The sequence below is a fragment of the Amycolatopsis arida genome, from assembly GCF_900115565.1.
GTDB lineage: Bacteria > Actinomycetota > Actinomycetes > Mycobacteriales > Pseudonocardiaceae > Yuhushiella > Yuhushiella arida.
The window spans coordinates 575147-592764 of record NZ_FOWW01000003.1; the positions used below are offsets into that span (position 1 = coordinate 575147).

Below are 17618 nucleotides of genomic sequence, written 5' to 3' on the forward strand. Positions count from 1 at the left end.
CTCCACCTGAAGGCGGCTTGACAGCGGGCCGACTAGGCTGCCGCGCGTGCCACGCTCGTCCGAACCGCCCATCCGCCCCTCGGCCGAGCCGGTGTCCCTGGACGCCGACCAACGGGTGATCCCCAGCCGGACGGACCCGTTCGCCGCGGCGCTCACCCGACCGATCGGTGGCCCGCTCGGCGAGCACGCGGTGGTCGGCCGGCACTGGTTCTGGTCCCCACTGCGGGTCGCGCTGCTGCTGGCGGTGCTGGCGCTCACCGTCGGGTGGTTCGGCAAGGCCGCGTGCATCCAGCAGTACACCACCGGGGACGGGCAGGTGGAGCTCGACTGGCGGTCGGGACGGCCGTACGTCGCGCTGTGCTACTCCGACATCGTGCCGCTGTACGGCGCCGAGCGGCTGGACGAGCCGGACACCTTCCCGTACGCGACGAGCTGGGTGGAGAACGAGGGCGAGCCGAGCGAGCAGGTCCGGTACATGGAGTACCCGGTGCTCACCGGGTTGTTCCAGTGGGTCAACGCCAAGCTCACCCACGCCTGGGTGGACCTCGCCGACACCGGCTGGCTACCGGGCGCGCTGCCGGTGGTGGTCTACTTCGACATCACCGCCCTGTTCCTGGCGCTGGCGTGGCTGCTCACCGTGTGGGCGGTGACCAGATCCTCGCCCCGCCGGCCGTGGGACGCCGCGATCGTCGCCGCCTCACCGCTGGTGATGGTGCACGCGTTCACCAACTTCGACACGCTGTCGACCGCGCTGGCCGCCACCGGGCTGCTGGCCTGGTCCCGGCGGCGACACGGGTTGGCCGGACTGCTGTTCGGGCTGGGCGCCGCGGTGAAGCTGTACCCGCTGTTCCTGCTCGGGCCCCTGCTGGTGCTGTGCGTGCGGGCGGGCAAGCTGCGGGCGTGGGTCACCACGACCGCCACCGCGGCGGGTGCGTGGGCGGCGGTGAACCTGCCGTTCATCGTGTACCTGCGGGAGGGCTGGGCGGAGTTCTTCCGGCTCAACTCGCAGCGCGGCATGGACCCCGACTCGCTCTACAACGTGGTCTCCTACTTCACGGGGTGGACGGGCTTCGACGGTGAGCTGGTACGCGGGCAGACCCCGGTGTGGTTGAACACGGTGAGCGGCGGCCTGTTCCTGCTCGGCTGCGCCGGGATCGCCTACCTCGCGCTCGCCGCGCCGGTGCGACCCCGGCTGGCGCAGCTGTGCTTCCTGGTGGTCGCGGTGTTCCTGCTGACCAACAAGGTGTGGAGCCCGCAGTACTCGCTGTGGTTGGTGCCACTGGCGGCGCTGGCCATCCCGCGCTGGCGGCTGCTGCTCGGGTGGATGGTGATCGACGCACTGGTGTGGGCGCCGCGGATGTTCTACTACCTGGGCACCGACAACCGTGGCCTGCCCGAGGGCTGGTTCCTCGGCGCCGTCGTCCTGCGGGACCTCGCGGTGATCGGGCTGTGCGTCCTGGTGGTGCGGGAGATCCTCCGACCGGCGGAGGACCTGGTGCGGCGGGGCGGCGACGACGACCCGCTGGGCGGCGTGCTGGACCGCGCGCTAGACGTCCGGGTGCTCCGAGCACGGAAGCGAGCGGGCGGGGGGAAGCGTGCTCCCGCCCGACCCGACCCGTTGGTGGGGGCAGCGCCACCCGGCGGCCCGGCGGGCTGAGCCAGCACGTCAGCCGGGCCGCGGCCAGCCGAGCCCCGGCGACTCGAGGATGGTCCCGGCGCCGACGTCACCGCGGGTCGAGACCGTCCGGCACGGCGTGGACGTCCCGGAGGGAGCTCACCGGCACGGCCGGGCGGGCGGACAGGAACGCCACGAACAACCCGGCCAGCAGCGCTGCCCTGCCCCACACCCCGATCATCACCGCCTGCGCGGTGAAACCCTCGTAGATCGCCGCGCCACCGCTGGCGAGCAACCCGTACCAGTGGAAGATCCCGATGCCCAGTGCCAGGTCGGCGAGGAGGTAGCCGAGCACCCAGCCCCAGCGCACCCGCAGCAGGACGAACATCGGCAGCAGCCACAGCGTGTACTGCGGCGAGTGGACCTTGTGCAGCAGGAGGAACCCGCACAGCATCGCGGCCGACACACCCAGCAGCGGGAACGAGCCCTCCCGCCGGTAGCGGTGCCAGCCAACAGCGAGCGCCACGCCGAACGCGGCGAGCACGAGTGCTGGCGAGAGCACCCCGACCAGGCGCTGGAAGCCCTCGTTGTCTCCCTCCGAGATCGGCCGGAAGCCCCAGTACCAGATCGAGTTCGTGGTGACGTCGACCTTGCGCTCGGCCTGGAACCGGAACGACGCCCACCAACCGGGAAATCCGGCGAGCGCGAACGGCAGGTTCACCACCGCGGCCGTTCCCACGGCGGCGCCCACCACCCGCAGCGCGCCCCGTGGATCCCACCCGTGCCGGCCGTCGGGACCACCGGTGAGGACGTAGGCCGCCAGCGGCAGGACGAACATCGCCGGGTAGACCTTGAGCGCGAAGCCGAGCCCGAGCAGGACGGCCGCCCACGTCCCGCGGGTCCGCAGCGTCCCACGGCCGAGGAACACGACGGCGAACGCGGCGACGGTCGCGGCCACGGCCGGCAGGTCCCAGTTGTGGAAGGCGTAGAGCACCAGCGGCGGGCCGACCGCCCACAGCAGCGCCCGCCACCCGCTGAGCCGGCCCAGCAACCAGGCGGCGAGCAGGCCGAACGGGGCCAGCAGCAGGGCCGACGCCAGCAGGAACCCCGCGTCGGTGCTGGCGAAGTGCCCCGCCGTCCACATGAGCAGCCCGGTGAGCACCGGGTACTCCAGCGCGCCGCCGACCAGCTGGCCGTCCACCAGCTCGCCGTGCACGTAGGGGAAGGTGTGCCGGTCGATGTGCCGGCCGAGCCAGAGGAACTGGATGTCCGAGTAGCACGCGTCGGCGAAGGTGCGCTCGGCGTAGCCCGGGGTGCTGCGGCCCCGCTCGTCGAACTCCGGGCCGGTGCAACGGTCCTTGTTCGCGAAGCCGAGCAGGAGGGTCAGCCCGCACAGCAGCACCAGCACGACCGGCACGACGCGGGTGCGTGCCGAGGCGAGCGTGTCCGGCATCGCGAGCCTCGCGCTACGCCCTGCCGCGCAGGAACTCGATGTCCTTCGCCTGCCCCTCCGCCGGGGTCTCGACGATCACCGGCGCGCCGGCCGCGGCGGCGACCTCGGCCAGCGCCTCCGCCGCGATCGTGCCGTCGCCGCCGACGACGTTGGCGTGCCGGTCGCGGGCCGAGCCGAACGGATCCCGCGAGTTGTTCAGGTGCACCAGGTCGATCCGGCCGGTGATGGCCCTGACCCGGTCCACCACACCGTCGAGCTCCCACCCCGCGGCGAAGGCGTGGCAGGTGTCCAGGCAGAAGCCGGGGCCGAACTCGCCGACGGCGTCCCACAGCCGGGCCAGCATGTCCAGACTCCTGGCCATCGCGTTGTCACCCGATGCGGTGTTCTCGATCAGCAGCGGCACCGCGAATCCGCCCTGCTCGGCCTGGCGCTCGAACAGCTTGCGCCAGTTCGCGATGCCCGCCTCCGGGTCCTCCCCCTGGCGGACGTGCCCGCCGTGCACGACGACGCCCTTCGCGCCGACCTCCGCGGCACCGCTGATGTGCTGGGCGAGCGTCTTGCGGGACGGAATGCGGATGCGGTTGTTCAGCGAGGCGACGTTCACCAGGTACGGCGAGTGGATGTAGACGTCCACGTCCGCCGCCGCCAGCTCGTCGGCCAGCGCGTGCCGGGGCGGCGCCTTCCACGTCTGCGGGTCGCAGAGGAAGAACTGCACCGCGTCCGCGCCGCGTTCCCTGGCGGCGGCCAGCGGGTCGTCGTCGCGCACATGAGCGCCGATCAGCATTCGGCGAGGGTACCGGCGGGCCCGGGGAGGTCGGCGCACGGCCATCCAGTACGGTGGCCGCGTCCGGAAGCATCTCACCGGAACCTCACAGGCGACACTTCACCGGGGAAGGGCACTGTTCATGGGGACTGCTCGACAGCGGCGTTGGCCCTGCTCCGCCATCGCGATCTCCGGAGCACTGGCACTGCTGGTGGCCTGCCCGGGCATCGCCGCGGCCGGCGGTGACGCGCTGCGCGGCGACTGCGCCGCGACCGTGCACGACGAGGACGGTGCCCCGTTGACGCTCGACGCCGGCGCTCCGGTGGGCCGGCCCGGCGAGCTCACCGTTGGCCTGAGCAGTGCGGGCGAGCAGGATGCCCCGACGGTCGGGCTGCCGGTGGCCGAGGCCGTGGACGCCCTGGGCGTGAACAAGGTGGCCGGGGTGAACGACGTCGCCACCGCGGGCTGCACCGGCGCGCGGGACCTGGGCAACGGGCTCAGCGGCGTGACGTCCTCGTTGCTCGGCAAGGACGACGGTGGCGAGCCCGGTCCGACCCCGCCCGGCCCGGGTGCCCCCGGACCGGGGAAGCCGAGCAAGCCGGGGAAGCCGGGCAAGCCGGGCAAGCCGGGGGAGCCAGGCAAGCCAGTAGAGCCGGAGAGGTCGGAGACGCCGAGCTTCCCGCGTTTCGGGCTGGTGGGCGCTGGTGGACTTGCCGCCCTGCTGGCCACGGTTCGCGGCCGCCTGCTCCAGGAGCTCGGTCCGCTCGGCGCCCGGATCGGGCCCGTCGCACCGCCGGTGAAGGCGCCTGACCTGGGCGTTCCGCGGCCGGGGACGGTGCCGGACGTCGTCGCTGAGAACTCCGGCACCGCGAAGGCACTGCCGGAGTCGTCGGCGCCGGCGCGGCCGCCGCTGCTGCTCGCGGTGCTGGCCGTCGTGCTGGTGGGCGCGCTGCTGGCCCGCACCTGGTTGCGTCGCCGCGCTCCCGCCTGAGCACGGGGAGTAGCGGGCTCCGCCGCGAATCCACCCGAAAGCGCCGGTCACCCCGTCACCGACGTGGGTTAGCGTCGTTGTACTCCGACGAGGATCGACGCGGGAGGGCCAGCGTATGCAAGGGCGACACCGCAGAACGGCGGCCGTCGGAGCCGCCGCGTTCGTGCTGGCCGGGTCGGCCGCGCTGGCGATGCCGGGTACGGCCGTGGCCGAGACCAAGCACGTGCCGTGCGGCGGCTCGGTGACCGCGAACCCGGGTGACCGCGTGTACGGAACCACCCCGCTGCTCGGGCTGCCGCTCGACCTCGGCGTCGTCACCGAGGCCACGTCCGTGCTGACCGGCACCATCAACGCCCTGCTCGGCCAGGTGTGCCGGGTGACCGTCACCGTGGTGGACACGGTGGTCAAGCCGGTGCCGGTGGTCGGTGAGCCGGCCGCGAGCGCGATCAACCAGGGCGTGAGCGGTGCGACGGGAGCCGCCGGGAACATCACCGGCGGATCGCCACCGCAGCGGAGCGGGCCCGAGCCGGCGCCGGAGAGCCCCGGCGACGAGCCGGGCCGCACGGGTGGCGGCCCGCCCGGGAGGGAGAGCGGAGCGCCGCCGCCGGTTCCGGAGTCGAACAGCCCGGTGGTCGGGGGTGCCGCGCTGCCCGGGTTCACCTACCTGCCGACGAGCTTCGGCAGCGGCTACGCGGCGATGCGGAACTACTCGGGCATCCCGATAGCGACCGCCGGCCTGTTCGCGCCGTCGCCAGGGGTGCGCTACGGCGGGCAGGTGCCGGGGTACGCGCCGGAGTTCGGCATCCTCGGGGCCGCCGACGCGCCGCCGGACGACGGGGTGCGCAACGCCGGCAGGGCGGAGGCACTGCCCGGCGGCGGCAGCGGTGATCGCGGGAACCTGCCGATGCTGCTCGCCGTGCTCGCGCTGTCCGGGGTGTCCGCCGCGCTGGTGCGCACCTGGGTGCTACGCAAGGCCACCGCGAGCTGACCGAGTACGCCACCATCAAGGCGTCGGGCCCGTGATCGAGCACCCCACCAAGTCCGGCCCGTTGAGGGCGTCGCGCGGCCGCCCACGAGAACGGCGGAGTCGAAGCGGTCACTGACGAAACAACCGAATCGGCTGGGCCGACCACCCCAGCCGGAGCCGGCCCGTCCACACCGTTGCATCCCCGAACGGGCCGTCCGCGCCGCCGCGTTCCCTCCCGAACGGGCCCGCCAGCGCGACCGCTTGCGTCGAATCGACCCCGTCCGGACCACCCGGGCGCCCCGATCCGTCATCCCCACCGCCGCGCTCCCGAGCGGGTCCCGTCAGCACCACGTGTGCGCCGATCGACCCGGTCCGCGCTGCCGCGATCCCTCCCTGAACGAGCCCCGTCAGTGCGGCCGCACGCACCGAGCCACCCGTCCCCACCGTCCGAACGGCTCGATCGCACATTCGCACCATTCGCACCATTCGCACCGCCCAACCGTCCCGAACGGCCCGTTCGCCCCACCAGAACGCCGCATCTGTCCACAGATTTCCGGAGACCCGATGGCAGCCCCCGATCCCAGGTAGACTGGGCTGGGGACGGCCCCCCGGGGTTCAGGGTGGGGTCTACATTGGGGGAGCCGGCGACGAGTTTCGGGCCGGGTTCGACGTACCGGGCGTATCGGATCGACGGCGGTCGCTCGCGTCGCGGGAACCCGTATCCTGTGCCGGCGCGACTCGTTACACCTCGCGAACCTCCCTGCCCTCGCGACGGATGCGGAAGGACCCCACGCGTGCCAACACGAACTCGGCGGTCAGCTCGCGGCTCGGTGACCCGGACTTCGCGCAACGTGCTCACCGCCACGGCGATCGCGGCCGCGGTGACCGGCTTCTCTCTGCTTGGCGGCGGCACCGCCGCGGCCACCACCCTCGCCGGCTCCTGTTCCGGCACCGTCATCGGCCCCGCGGGTGAGGCCGTGGCGGTCGACTCCGCGCCGGTCGCCGACATCGTCCGCGCCGCGGCCAAGGAGAAGGCCCGCTTCCTCAACGGTGTCGACCCGGACAAGCTCGCCAACAAGGTCAACCGCGAAGGCGTGATCCCCGCGGGCACCATTCCCGGCGCGGGTGACGGCGCGTTCAGCGGCGCCCAGGTCGCCAAGATCGTCGGCACCCGGCTGGAGAAGGACGACGGCGACGGCCTCGGGCCGTGGGTCGACCTCACCGGCGTCAAGAAGGACACCCTCGAGCACATCAAGAGCAAGGTCTCCGGCCTGTGCGGGCTGACCCTCCGGGCCAAGGCCGAGCCGTCGAGCCAGCCCACCCCACCGCAGCAGGGCGGCACGGCGGGCACCCACGGCGGCACCCCGGCCCCCGGCGCCACCCCGCTCTCCGGCACCGGCGACGCCCGCGCGCCGCAGCGGGACTACTCCGGCATCCCCACCGCCTCCGCCGGCGTCGCGGTCCCGCCCGAGCTGCGCTACCCGCCGTCCAGCGGTGTCCCCGGGCAGGGCACGCCCGAGTTCGGCATCCTCGGCGCCGACCAGGGCACCGCCGACGGCACGGCCGACATCCGCAACGCCGGCAACGCCGACCCGTTGGCCGCCGGCGAGTCGCCGAACGACGTGCAGCTGCCCATGCTGCTCGCCGTGGTCGCGCTGGCCGGGGTCACCGCGGCGCTCGTCCGGACCTGGGTGCTCCGCCGCGTGTAGCGACCCGTAGACTGGCTCGCTGGCAAACCCTCCTGCCACGGACCGTCCGTGGCCGCGAAGCCCATAGGAGGTGAGTGGTTGTGTCACGCCATTACGAGGTAATGGTCATCCTGGATCCCAGCCTCGACGAGCGCACGGTCGCCCCGACGCTGGAGAACTTCCTGAAGGTGATCCGCAACTCCGGCGGCAGCGTCGAGAAGGTTGACGTGTGGGGCCGCCGGCGGTTGTCCTACGAGATCAAGAAGAACGCCGAGGGGATCTACGCCGTCCTCGACCTCAACACCACGCCCGACGCGGTGAAGGAGCTCGACCGGCAGCTGTCCCTGCAGGAGACCGTGCTGCGCACCAAGGTCGTGCGCCGCGAGGCCCCGCGTCCCGGTTCCCGAGTGGCCCGTAGGGCCAAGGTCTGAGGCGACGACCATGGCTGGAGACACCGTCATCACCGTCGTCGGGAACCTGACCGCCGACCCCGAGCTGCGGTTCACCCCGTCCGGCGCCGCGGTCGCGAACTTCACCGTCGCGTCCACCCCGCGCATCTTCGACCGGCAGTCCGGCGAGTGGAAGGACGGCGAGGCGCTGTTCCTGCGCTGCAACATCTGGCGGCAGGCCGCCGAGAACGTCGCGGAGTCGCTGACCAGGGGCGCCCGCGTCATCGTGCAGGGCCGGCTCAAGCAGCGTTCGTTCGAGACCAAGGAAGGCGAGAAGCGCACCGTGGTCGAGCTCGAGGTCGACGAGATCGGCCCCTCGCTGCGGTATGCCACCGCCAAGGTGAACAAGGTCAGCCGCGGCAGCGGTGGTGGCGGCGGCTACGGCGGTGGCGGCGGGGCGCCCGCCGACGACCCGTGGGGCTCCGCGCCGGCGGCGAGCGGCAGCTCGGCCGGCGGCGGCTTCGCCGACGAGCCTCCCTTCTAAGACAACCACTGATCGTTCTTTCCCCAGGAGTACACCGTGGCCAAGCCACCCATTCGCAAGCCCAAGAAGAAGGTCTGCGTCTTCTGCAAGGACGCCAGGAAGGGCCGTGCGGAACTGATCGACTACAAGGACACCAACCTGCTGCGGAAGTACATCTCCGACCGCGGCAAGATCCGGGCCCGCCGGGTCACCGGGAACTGCAGCCAGCACCAGCGCGACGTGGCCACCGCGGTCAAGAACGCCCGCGAGATGGCGCTGTTGCCCTACACCTCGACCGCTCGCTAGAAAGGGGGGAGTTCCATGGCGAAGATCATCCTGACCACCGACGTGGCGAACCTCGGTGGTCCTGGCGACATCGTCGAGGTCAAGGACGGCTACGCGCGCAACTACCTGTTGCCGCGGGGCTACGCCATCCGGGCCACCAAGGGCGCCGAGAAGAACGTGCAGACGATCCGCAGGACCCAGGAGTCCAAGCGGATCCGCGACCTCGACCACGCCAAGGAGATCAAGGCGACGCTCGAGGGTCTCGGCGCGGTTCCGCTGTCGGCCAAGGCCGCCGAGGGCTCGAAGAAGCTGTTCGGCTCGGTCACCGCGACCGACGTGGTGAACGCGATCAAGTCCGCCGGTGGGCCGCAGCTCGACAAGCGGGTCATCGAGCTGCGCGAGCACATCAAGACGCTGGGCCGGCACCAGGTCACCGCCCGGCTGCACCCGGACGTGCGGGCCGACGTCCAGCTCGAGGTCACCGCGACGAAGTAGCCGATCGGGTCGTGGCACCGGGGCCGTTCCTCAACCGAGGAGCGGCCCCGTTCTCGTTCGGGGAACCGGCTCGTCACCCCGCGCGTCGATAGCGATGTGGCTGCTTGACGGCGCGTCCCGGCCACCAGGAAACTTGACCCGCACTCCAGAGCGGCTCGAGCCGGGGTGCGTCCATGGGGAGTGAAGGGGACCTACAGCGCATGACAGGACCCATCGACAGGATGCCGGCGATGCCGGCGATGCCGGCGGTGCTCGTCGGCAAGGCCGCGGCGGGTGGGGCGCCGATGCCCGGGGGAGGCGCGTCCGGCGGGTACCGGTTCGACGAGACGCAGATCGACGGCATCATCCAGCAGTGGGAGGACCTGCTGGCCGACCTCGAGGCCGACGAGCGCGACGCGGAGAGCCTCGCGAAGGTCAAGGCCCCCGGCCGGGAGTTCGCCAGCGGCGACTTCGTCTCCCGCGCCAACCCCTCGGGCAAGGCGTTCCTCGAGCAGTCCGACCGCATGCGCAAGTACGTCCAGCAGTACCTCGACGCGCTGAAGAACGCCAAGAAGGCCACCGCGACGACCGAAGAGAACGCCGAGGCGGACATCCGGGCGACGGGAGCGGGGCAGGCATGAGGACGCTGCGGGCGCTCGGCCTCGGCGCCGCCGTGCTGGCCACCGCGGGCCTGCTCGCCGCGTGCGGTGGCACGGAGGGCGGTACGCCGACCGCCGGGCCCGGCCCGACGACCACCACCACGGGCGGGCAGAACGGCGGCTCCGGATCGGCGCCGAAGGTGGCCGACCCGCTGGACCCGCAACCGCTGGTCACCGACCCGTGCGGTCTGGTCACCGACGGACAGCTCGCCGAGCTGGGTCTGGAGAAGGAGCGCGAGCGCGACACCGCCACCGGCGAGAAGGAGTGCGTCTGGCGGCAGACCGCGCAGCCGGAGAACACGATCGCTGTCTCCGCGTTCAGGTCGAACCCCAACGGCCTCGGCGACATCTATGACCAGCGGAACGAGCAGGAGTACTTCGACGAGGTGACCATCGGCGGGTACCCGGCGGTGTTCGCCTCCGAGCTCGACCGCCGCGACGACGGGCGCTGCGCGCTGTGGATCGGCGTCACCGACCAGGTCGTCACCTCCATCCAGACCCAGCTCGACGAAGGACCGGACGTGACCGCACCGTGCCCGGTGGCGGAGCGGACCGGGCGAGCCGTGATCGACACCCTGGGGGGTTGACTGCCATGCCGTTCTTTCTCGTGCCGATCGTGGCCGGGGCCGCCGCCTACGGAGCGGCGACGCAGGAGCACGCCGACGAGCACCAGTCCCAGCACGGCGAGCGGACGATCGACGCCTACCAGATCTGGCAGCAGATCACGTCCGGTCCCGGCGCCGGCTCCATCCAGGACGGCCACCAGTCGGCCGAGACGCTGAAGGGGCGCTACGAGACCCGGATGGAGAAGATCCGCCAGCTCAGCAAGGCGATGGACGCCGCGTGGCAGGGCGATGCCGGATCGGCGGTGAACTCGGGTGCCCATCCGCTCAAGATCTGGATGGAGGACTCCCAGACGAACCTCGGCTCCACCAGCACGGCGCTGGAGGGCCAGAACACGGCGTTCACCACGGTGCGGAGCAAGGTGCAGGAGGTGCCGCCGAAGCCGCCGGAGAGCGGCTTCCTGAACACCGTCACGCCGTGGGAGACCGACACCGACCGGGCGATCAAGGACTACAACACCAAGGCGCAGGTCAACGTCGACGCCTTCAACGCGTACTTCACCTCCAGTCAGGAGAACGCCAAGACCATGCCGACGTACAAGGCGGTCGACGGCGAGTTCGGCGACATCGAGGTGGACCCCGACGGCGGCGACAAGGGCAGGGGCGACACGAGGCAGCCGCCCGGCACGGGGGACCGGCCCGGGAACGGGTTCCCACCCGGGGGCACGCCGCCCGGTGGGAACCAACCCGGCGGCGTGCCGCCGGGGGGCTACCAGCCCGGTGGGGTACCGCCGGGGGGCTACCAGCCGGGAGGCACCCCACCCGGGGGTTACCAGCCCGGTGGGACGCCGCCCGGTGGCTACCAGCCCGGCGGAGTGCCGCCGGGGAGCTACCGGCCCGGCGGGGACTACCCGGGGTGGAACGACGGCACCGACGCGGCCTCATACCAGCCCGGCAAGGTGCCGTCGGTCGACATCCCCAGCGCCACCGGCGGGTTCCCACCCGGCGGCGGTGGCGGCACCGGCGGTGGCACCGGTTCCGGCGGCATCGGTGGTGCCGGCGGGTTCGTGCCGGGTGGCGCGGGCGGCTTCGGCCCGGGTGGCGGCAGCGGTGCCGCGGCTCCGGGCGCGAGCTCCGGCACCGGTGCGCCCGGGTCGGGTGCCGGTGCGCTGCGCGGGGGCGCGGCGGCGGCCGGCGCGATCGGTGGAGGCCGCGGTGCCGGCATGATGGGCGGCATGCCCATGGGTGGTGCCGGTGGCCGCGGCAAGGGTTCCGAGGACGAGGAGCACCAGACGAAGTTCCTCATCGAGGAGGACCCGAACTCCCTGTTCGGCACCGACGAACTGACCGCGCCGCCAGTGATCGGCGAGTAAGGTCTCGCTGCGGGCCACCGTCGCGGCCGCTGCCGGCCGGACGGTGACGGGTGGGGCGCGCCGTCCGCGCCCGATTCGAACGGAGAACGAGGACCCACGGTGCTGGACAAGCAGGTCACGTTGACGACCGGCACCCTGCTCAACCTGATCCGGCGTCACGGCGCCGAGCCGCACACCGTGCTGGCGAGCACACCGACGTGGCTCAGCGACGAGGCACGCCGGGCGCAGGACGAGCGGGCCAACGCGGAACTGGCCGGGTACGGTCTGCTCGGTCCGCGCGGTGTCGACCCGGGGTTGCGGGCCACGCTGGACGCGGTCGCGCGGCCGGAGGTGGAGTTCTACGCCTGGATCCAGGGTGGCTACGAGGGCCAGCCGCTCAACTACACGGTGCTGGCCGGGAGCGCGGGCGGGGAAGGGTTCGTGCTGGCCCGCAACACCGACCACGAGGGGATCGTGCTGGTCTCCGTGCGGCCGAACGAGTTGCTGGAGAACTTCGTGGCGCAGCTCCCCGGGCTCGCGCCGGGTAAGGGCCAGCCGCTGTCCGTACCGAAGAGCGAGGCGACCGGGTCACGGGCGGCCCGCCACCCCGACGACGACGGGTACGCCGTGCTGCGCAGCGGGACGCCCAGCGCGGGCGGTCGGGCCGTCGAGGAACTGCGGCGCATCCTCGGGCTGCGCCGGCTGGGCGGTGGAGCCCTCTACGCGGCCGCGCGAACCCGCGGCGGCAGCCGGCAGCGGGTGGACCGGCCGGTGAACTACATCGACACGGTCGAGGGCCGCTGGTTGACCGAGGAGCGGCCGGGCAGCGGGGAGCCGATGATCGTGTTCACCCCGGCCACGCCCCAACTCCTCGCCGACCGGCTGCGCGGCGCGCGCGGCCGCCTGGGCGGCTGACCGCTGCCGCGCGCTGGGCACGCGGGACGAGCCGCCCGCCCGCCGGACCCGACCGGTGCTGTCCGGAGCCGTGGGCACGAGCGCCGCTTTCGCCGCCGAGCGATGACGGCCGTGTGTTCGGTGCCCGCCGGGACGGTCACCCGGCCGACAGCGGGACACCGCGTTCGCGTCTGCTCTCCGTGGTCGTCGCCGGGCGTGTCGTGTCCCCTCTCGCGGTGAGCCGATCGGCGCAACGAGCGGGCCGTCCACCCTCCGTGACATTCATCCACAGGCAGCCCTCCGACGGGGGCACAGCCATCCCCGCGACACGCCGAACACAGCTTCCCGGCGACACGCCGAGGCAACACCGAGAAAAGTTACCCACAGCTCATACACATAGTCTGACCTGCGCGTTTCTTCTTGGCGAATATCCTTGTCCCCAGGTTGTCCACAGGGTTCGAGGAGCTTGTGGCTCGTTGAGGGCAGCCATCCACAGCCTGTCCACAGGACGGTCCCCAAGCCGGTTTGCCTACCTCTGTTCAAGGGCCTTAGCGTGCCGCCGAACCGGTGGTGCCCCCACCGGCGCCCGCGCCCGACGAGCCGCCGAGAACCCCGCGAAACGCCGGGCGCGCCGACCCGACCCCCGTCCCCTGATCCGATATCCTCGAACGAGTGTTCGATGAGCGAGGGAGGTGCCTGCACCGGTGGCGATCACCGACGACCGCGGTCCCGCGTTCGCGTCGTCCGAGCCCGGCCCGCCGGCCGAGTTCGAGCGCCAGCCGCCGCAGGACATCGCCGCCGAGCAGTCCGTCCTGGGCGGCATGTTGCTGTCGAAGGATGCCATCGCCGACGTGGTCGAGGTGCTTCGGCCCGGCGACTTCTACCGCCCCGCGCACCAGGCCGTCTACGACTGCGTCCTCGACCTCTACGGGCGTGGCGAGCCGGCCGACCCGATCACCGTGTCGGCCGAGCTCGAGCGCAGGGGTGAGCTCGGCCGCGTCGGTGGGGCGCCGTACCTGCACACCCTGATCGCCACCGTGCCCACGGCGGCCAACGCCGCCTACTACGCGGAGATCGTCGCCGAGAAGGCCATCCTGCGGCGGCTGGTCGAGGCCGGTACCAGGATCGTCCAGTACGGCTACGGGGCGAACGCCAACGACCGCAGCGACATCAACGAGGTGGTCGACCGCGCCCAGGCCGCGATCTACGAGGTCACCGAGCGGCGCACGAGCGAGGACTACATCGCGCTGGAGGAGCTGCTCCAGCCGACCATGGACGAGATCGACGCGATCGCCTCCCGCGGCGGCACCGCACAGGGCGTGCCCACCGGGTTCATCGACCTGGACGAGGTCACCAACGGGCTGCACCCCGGTCAGATGGTCATCGTCGCTGCCCGACCCGGTGTCGGTAAGTCGACGCTCGGGCTCGACTTCGCCCGGTCGTGCTCGATCAGGCACGGCATGACCAGCGTGATCTTCTCCCTGGAGATGAGCCGCACCGAGATCGTGATGCGCATGCTGTCGGCGGAGGCGCGGATCCGGCTGCAGGACATGCGCAGCGGCCGCATGTCCGACGACGATTGGACGCGGCTGGCACGGCGGATGAGCGAGATCAGCGAGGCTCCGCTGTTCATCGACGACTCGCCGAACATGACGATGATGGAGATCCGAGCCAAGGCGCGGCGGCTGAAGCAGCGCAACGACCTCAAGCTGATCGTCGTCGACTACATGCAGCTGATGACGTCGGGCAAGCGGGTGGAGTCGCGGCAGCAGGAGGTCTCGGAGTTCTCCCGGCAGCTGAAGCTGCTGGCGAAGGAGCTCGAGGTGCCGGTGGTGGCGATCAGCCAGCTGAACCGCGGGCCGGAGCAGCGCACCGACAAGCGGCCGATGCTGTCGGACCTGCGGGAGTCGGGCTCGCTGGAGCAGGACGCCGACATCGTGCTGCTGATCAACCGCCCCGACGCATGGGAGCGCGACGACCCACGCGCCGGCGAGGCCGACCTGATCGTGGCCAAGCACCGTGCCGGTCCCACCAGCACGATCGTGGTGGCGCACCAGCTGCACTACAGCCGCTTCGCCGACCTGGCCCAGGGCTGACCCGCGCGGATGTAGGGTCTCAGATTACGTGGCCGAATCTCACGAACGGTGGCCAAGCGGTGGGCCGAACGGCCCTCGATCTGAGGCTCCTGGTCGGAGGGTCCACCCGTTCGGGTTTCTGGTCGCGAACGGGACCCATGGTCGGTTCCTCGGCAACGCGATCCGGACGTCCGCCTCCGACCGGAAACGCTTTGCCCCAGCCGGGGAGACGTTGTTACCGTCACGCCACCGCGAGAGGCGCGTGAGCACAGGACAGGGAGGTTGATGATTATGGCCGCCGTCGGCCGTCTTCAGCATGCCCTTGTCCGGTCCGCGCGTTAGCAGAGCGCGGTCCGGTCGTTCCAACGACCAGGGATGACACGTGACTTCCTCTTCTTCATCAGCCCGTGCTCGGCTGACCACCGACCGCCTTGTTCTTCGGCCATGGACCATGGCCGAGGCCACCGCGGTCCTCGGCAACACCAGGTCGGTCCACTGGGCCGACGACTTCCCCGCTGAAGGTGATCGCGTCGTCGCGGGCCTCTTCGACCAGAATCCTGCATGGCTCGGTGCACACGGCCACCGGCTGATCATCGAGCGCGACAGCGATCTGGTAGTGGGCTCGACAGGCCTGTTCTGGCCGCCCAGCGAGGGGACCCTCGAAATTGGATACGGCATCGTGGCTTCCCGTCACGGCCGGGGCTACGCCCCCGAGGCCGCCCGGGCTCTCGCCGAGTTCGCCCTCACAGTGACCGGTGTCCGTACCGTGTTCGCCACCGTGGAGCTGTCGAACCCGGCCTCCGTCCGCGTGCTGGAGAAAGCCGGCTTCCGCCGGTGGGCCACCGAGGAGAACCTGGCCCGCTTCAGGATCACGAGGTCGAGCTGCCACGAGCGGTGATTCGTGGGCCGGCGGTGTGCCCACGGCCGCACACTGCCGCGGAGCCGGGGCCAGCACCGTCGTCCCCGGCCAACGCGCTGACGCGAACGGCGAACACGGTGACGGGAGCGGCAAACACGCGGACGTAGAACGCGGACGCGTGGACGCGGCGTTTCGGGGCGGGGTCAGGGGAGGGTGGTGTAGGCGCGGGCGAAGCGGGTGAGGAGGTCGGCGAAGCGGGCGCGGTCGTCGGCCGACCAGTCGGCCATAGCCTCGGCGAACACCGACCGCCGGAAGGCATGCAGTTCGTCGAGATGGCGGCGGCCGGTGGGGGTGAGCTCGAGCAGGGTCCGCCGGCCGTCGCGCTGGTCGGCGGCCCTGCGGAGCAGCCCCTCGGTCACCGCCCTGGACACGAGGCGGCTCGCCCTCGGCTGGTCGACGCTCATGGCCTCCGCCACCACGCCGACCGTGCACCCGCCCTCCTCGTGCTCCTCCACGGCGTCGAGCACGGCGAACAACGTCGGGTCCAGCCGCGGGCCGCCGCGTTCCTTCGCCATCCGGGCCAGCCGCCGCCGGCCCTGACTCCGCCGGAGCGCCACCATCGCCCGCTCGACCTGGTTCACCGGGTCCCCGTTCAGCACTGTCCCACCTCCCCAATCCCATGTAATATTACATGTAGTTGCCAGAATGCATTCAAGGCGGGGCGCCATGGACACATCACCGGACAGGCCGATCGGCTACTGGCCGCGCCACGTGCACGAGCTGCTCGAGTCGACCATGACCGTACGGCTGGCGGACCAGCGACTGACCCGCCGGCACTGGCAGGCGCTGAACGCGGTCACCGAGACCGCGCCCATCGCCCCGGCCGAGCTCGCCGACCGGCTCGCCCCCTTCCACACCGCCGAGCCACCCACTCTGGACACCGCCCTCGCCGACCTCACCACCCGTGGCTGGCTGGGCACCGACACCGAAGGGCGGATCGTCCCGACTCCCGCGGGCAGGCAGGAACACGCGCGCGCCCGCGGGGCCATCGCCAACTACCGGAAGCGGACGGTCGAGGGCATCAGTCAGCGACAGTACGCCGACATGGTCGCCACGCTCCGCCGGATGGCGGACAACCTCGAACGGATGGCGGCCGAACAGGGAATACCGCCCGAGGCCGGGACACCCTATGCTAGTAGTTGAAGTTTCAATCGATTGGAGTCGTCATGACGGCCGCGTCTCGGGTGCCGGTGCTCTACCTCAGCCACGGCGCCCCGCCACTGGCCGACGACCCCACCTGGACCCGCCAGCTGGCCACGTGGTCGGCGCATCTCCCCAGGCCGACCGCGGTCCTCGTGGTGTCGGCCCACTGGGAGGAGGCGCCGGTCACCATCGGGGCCACCACGACCGTGCCGCTGGTGTACGACTTCTGGGGCTTCCCCGAGCGCTACTACGAGGTGACCTACTCCGCGCCGGGCGCTCCGGAGCTTGCCGAGAAGGTGCGCCGGCTGCTCGGCACCGGCGGGCACCCGGTGCACGAGGCACCCGACCGCGGGCTCGACCACGGCGCCTACGTCCCGCTGATGGAGATGTTCCCGGCCGCCGACGTGCCGGTGCTGCAGATCTCCATGCCCTCGCTCGACCCGCGGCGGCTGCTCCGGTTCGGCCGGCGGCTCGCCCCGCTGCGCGACGAGGGGGTGTTGATCGTCGGCAGTGGATTCTTCACGCACAACCTGAGCGCGATGCGGACCGTCCAGGAGCCCGACGGCGAGCCGCCCACCTGGTCGGCCGAGTTCGACCACTGGGGCGCCGAGGTGCTCGCCGCCGGTGACCTCGACGCCCTCCTCGACTTCGAGCACAAGGCCCCGGCCGCCGCGGTCGCGCACCCGCGTACCGAGCACTTCGCGCCGCTGTTCGTCGCGCTCGGCGCCGGGGGCGGCTCCGTACGGTCGGTCATCGACGGCTACTGGTACGGCTTGTCCAAGCGTTCGCTGCAACTTGACTGAAGCCGCGCGATGTCGCCCGCGCCATCCGACCCAGCGGGAAGGGTCTCCATCCGCGCCGCCGT

At 71.9% G+C, this 17618-nt stretch carries 19 protein-coding genes; 16 read left to right on the forward strand and 3 right to left on the reverse strand.

Annotated features, from left to right (window positions below; all coding sequences use genetic code 11):
* Nucleotides 1-46: 46 nt before the first annotated feature.
* Nucleotides 47-1657, forward strand: a complete 1611-nt coding sequence (locus tag BM051_RS12220; RefSeq protein ID WP_177216918.1) for a glycosyltransferase family 87 protein — start codon at nucleotides 47-49, stop codon at nucleotides 1655-1657.
* Nucleotides 1658-1724: 67 nt separating this feature from the next.
* On the opposite strand, the gene BM051_RS12225 is transcribed toward BM051_RS12220, so the two are convergent.
* Both BM051_RS12225 and BM051_RS12230 read right to left on the reverse strand, forming a co-directional pair.
* Entirely contained in the window at nucleotides 1725-3068 is a 1344-nt protein-coding gene (locus BM051_RS12225) for a glycosyltransferase family 87 protein (RefSeq protein ID WP_092530185.1), read from the reverse strand.
* A 13-nt stretch (nucleotides 3069-3081) separates the two neighbouring features.
* The gene (locus BM051_RS12230; protein WP_092530186.1) at nucleotides 3082-3852 is read right to left on the reverse strand and encodes a deoxyribonuclease IV; all 771 of its coding nucleotides are present in this window, start codon (nucleotides 3850-3852) and stop codon (nucleotides 3082-3084) included.
* Nucleotides 3853-3973: 121 nt separating this feature from the next.
* Here BM051_RS12230 and BM051_RS12235 point away from each other — a divergent pair, with 121 nt between their 5' ends.
* The 13 genes from BM051_RS12235 to BM051_RS12295 all read left to right on the forward strand — a co-directional run bounded on the left by BM051_RS12235 (nucleotide 3974) and on the right by BM051_RS12295 (nucleotide 15589).
* The gene (locus tag BM051_RS12235) at nucleotides 3974-4822 is read left to right on the forward strand and encodes a hypothetical protein (RefSeq protein ID WP_134046055.1); all 849 of its coding nucleotides are present in this window, start codon (nucleotides 3974-3976) and stop codon (nucleotides 4820-4822) included.
* Nucleotides 4823-4937: 115 nt separating this feature from the next.
* The gene (locus BM051_RS12240) at nucleotides 4938-5810 is read left to right on the forward strand and encodes a hypothetical protein (RefSeq protein ID WP_092530188.1); all 873 of its coding nucleotides are present in this window, start codon (nucleotides 4938-4940) and stop codon (nucleotides 5808-5810) included.
* Between the two features lie 809 nt (nucleotides 5811-6619).
* Entirely contained in the window at nucleotides 6620-7498 is an 879-nt protein-coding gene (locus BM051_RS12245; protein WP_092530189.1) for a hypothetical protein, read from the forward strand.
* 80 nt (nucleotides 7499-7578) lie between these two features.
* A complete protein-coding gene (rpsF, locus tag BM051_RS12250; protein WP_092530190.1) occupies nucleotides 7579-7908 on the forward strand; it encodes a 30S ribosomal protein S6 in 330 nt (109 codons plus the stop codon).
* Between the two features lie 10 nt (nucleotides 7909-7918).
* The gene (locus BM051_RS12255) at nucleotides 7919-8410 is read left to right on the forward strand and encodes a single-stranded DNA-binding protein (RefSeq protein WP_092530191.1); all 492 of its coding nucleotides are present in this window, start codon (nucleotides 7919-7921) and stop codon (nucleotides 8408-8410) included.
* Nucleotides 8411-8446: 36 nt separating this feature from the next.
* Nucleotides 8447-8695: a 30S ribosomal protein S18 gene (gene rpsR, locus BM051_RS12260; protein ID WP_092530192.1), complete on the forward strand. Its 249-nt coding sequence runs from the start codon at nucleotides 8447-8449 to the stop codon at nucleotides 8693-8695.
* Between the two features lie 15 nt (nucleotides 8696-8710).
* Nucleotides 8711-9169, forward strand: coding sequence for a 50S ribosomal protein L9 (gene rplI / locus BM051_RS12265; protein ID WP_092530193.1), 459 nt, complete (start codon nucleotides 8711-8713; stop codon nucleotides 9167-9169).
* Nucleotides 9170-9369: 200 nt separating this feature from the next.
* Nucleotides 9370-9789 (forward strand): hypothetical protein, encoded by a 420-nt coding sequence (locus tag BM051_RS12270; RefSeq protein WP_243859424.1) that lies wholly within the window; start codon nucleotides 9370-9372, stop codon nucleotides 9787-9789.
* Complete coding sequence (locus BM051_RS12275; RefSeq protein ID WP_092530194.1) at nucleotides 9786-10394, forward strand: DUF3558 domain-containing protein; 609 nt, start codon at nucleotides 9786-9788, stop codon at nucleotides 10392-10394. Before BM051_RS12270 ends, BM051_RS12275 begins: the two co-directional genes overlap by 4 nt.
* A gap of 5 nt (nucleotides 10395-10399) precedes the next feature.
* On the forward strand, nucleotides 10400-11743 hold the full coding sequence (locus BM051_RS12280; RefSeq protein ID WP_092530195.1) for a PPE domain-containing protein: 1344 nt from the start codon (nucleotides 10400-10402) through the stop codon (nucleotides 11741-11743).
* 99 nt (nucleotides 11744-11842) lie between these two features.
* Nucleotides 11843-12637: an ESX secretion-associated protein EspG gene (locus BM051_RS12285; RefSeq protein WP_092530196.1), complete on the forward strand. Its 795-nt coding sequence runs from the start codon at nucleotides 11843-11845 to the stop codon at nucleotides 12635-12637.
* A 683-nt stretch (nucleotides 12638-13320) separates the two neighbouring features.
* A complete protein-coding gene (dnaB, locus tag BM051_RS12290) occupies nucleotides 13321-14712 on the forward strand; it encodes a replicative DNA helicase (protein ID WP_092530197.1) in 1392 nt (463 codons plus the stop codon).
* 361 nt (nucleotides 14713-15073) lie between these two features.
* Entirely contained in the window at nucleotides 15074-15589 is a 516-nt protein-coding gene (locus tag BM051_RS12295; protein WP_092530198.1) for a GNAT family N-acetyltransferase, read from the forward strand.
* A 164-nt stretch (nucleotides 15590-15753) separates the two neighbouring features.
* Here BM051_RS12295 and BM051_RS12300 read toward each other — a convergent pair whose 3' ends face one another.
* Entirely contained in the window at nucleotides 15754-16209 is a 456-nt protein-coding gene (locus tag BM051_RS12300) for a MarR family winged helix-turn-helix transcriptional regulator (protein WP_341770784.1), read from the reverse strand.
* 67 nt (nucleotides 16210-16276) lie between these two features.
* Between BM051_RS12300 and BM051_RS12305 the strand changes: the two genes are divergently transcribed.
* Nucleotides 16277-16753 (forward strand): MarR family winged helix-turn-helix transcriptional regulator, encoded by a 477-nt coding sequence (locus BM051_RS12305; RefSeq protein ID WP_092530200.1) that lies wholly within the window; start codon nucleotides 16277-16279, stop codon nucleotides 16751-16753.
* 23 nt (nucleotides 16754-16776) lie between these two features.
* Entirely contained in the window at nucleotides 16777-17556 is a 780-nt protein-coding gene (locus BM051_RS12310) for a dioxygenase family protein (RefSeq protein WP_092530201.1), read from the forward strand.
* Nucleotides 17557-17618 lie beyond the last annotated feature (62 nt).

Bases quoted from the DNA above. Each gene is read 5' to 3' on its own strand.
- BM051_RS12225 (WP_092530185.1), bottom strand. From the start codon at position 3,068: ATGCCGGACACGCTCGCCTCGGCACGCACCCGCGTCGTGCCGGTCGTG.
- BM051_RS12230 (WP_092530186.1), bottom strand. From the start codon at position 3,852: ATGCTGATCGGCGCTCATGTGCGCGACGACGACCCGCTGGCCGCCGCC.
- BM051_RS12235 (WP_134046055.1), top strand. From the start codon at position 3,974: ATGGGGACTGCTCGACAGCGGCGTTGGCCCTGCTCCGCCATCGCGATC.
- BM051_RS12240 (WP_092530188.1), top strand. From the start codon at position 4,938: ATGCAAGGGCGACACCGCAGAACGGCGGCCGTCGGAGCCGCCGCGTTC.
- BM051_RS12255 (WP_092530191.1), top strand. From the start codon at position 7,919: ATGGCTGGAGACACCGTCATCACCGTCGTCGGGAACCTGACCGCCGAC.
- rplI (WP_092530193.1), top strand. From the start codon at position 8,711: ATGGCGAAGATCATCCTGACCACCGACGTGGCGAACCTCGGTGGTCCT.
- BM051_RS12270 (WP_243859424.1), top strand. From the start codon at position 9,370: ATGACAGGACCCATCGACAGGATGCCGGCGATGCCGGCGATGCCGGCG.
- BM051_RS12275 (WP_092530194.1), top strand. From the start codon at position 9,786: ATGAGGACGCTGCGGGCGCTCGGCCTCGGCGCCGCCGTGCTGGCCACC.
- BM051_RS12280 (WP_092530195.1), top strand. From the start codon at position 10,400: ATGCCGTTCTTTCTCGTGCCGATCGTGGCCGGGGCCGCCGCCTACGGA.
- BM051_RS12305 (WP_092530200.1), top strand. From the start codon at position 16,277: ATGGACACATCACCGGACAGGCCGATCGGCTACTGGCCGCGCCACGTG.
- BM051_RS12310 (WP_092530201.1), top strand. From the start codon at position 16,777: ATGACGGCCGCGTCTCGGGTGCCGGTGCTCTACCTCAGCCACGGCGCC.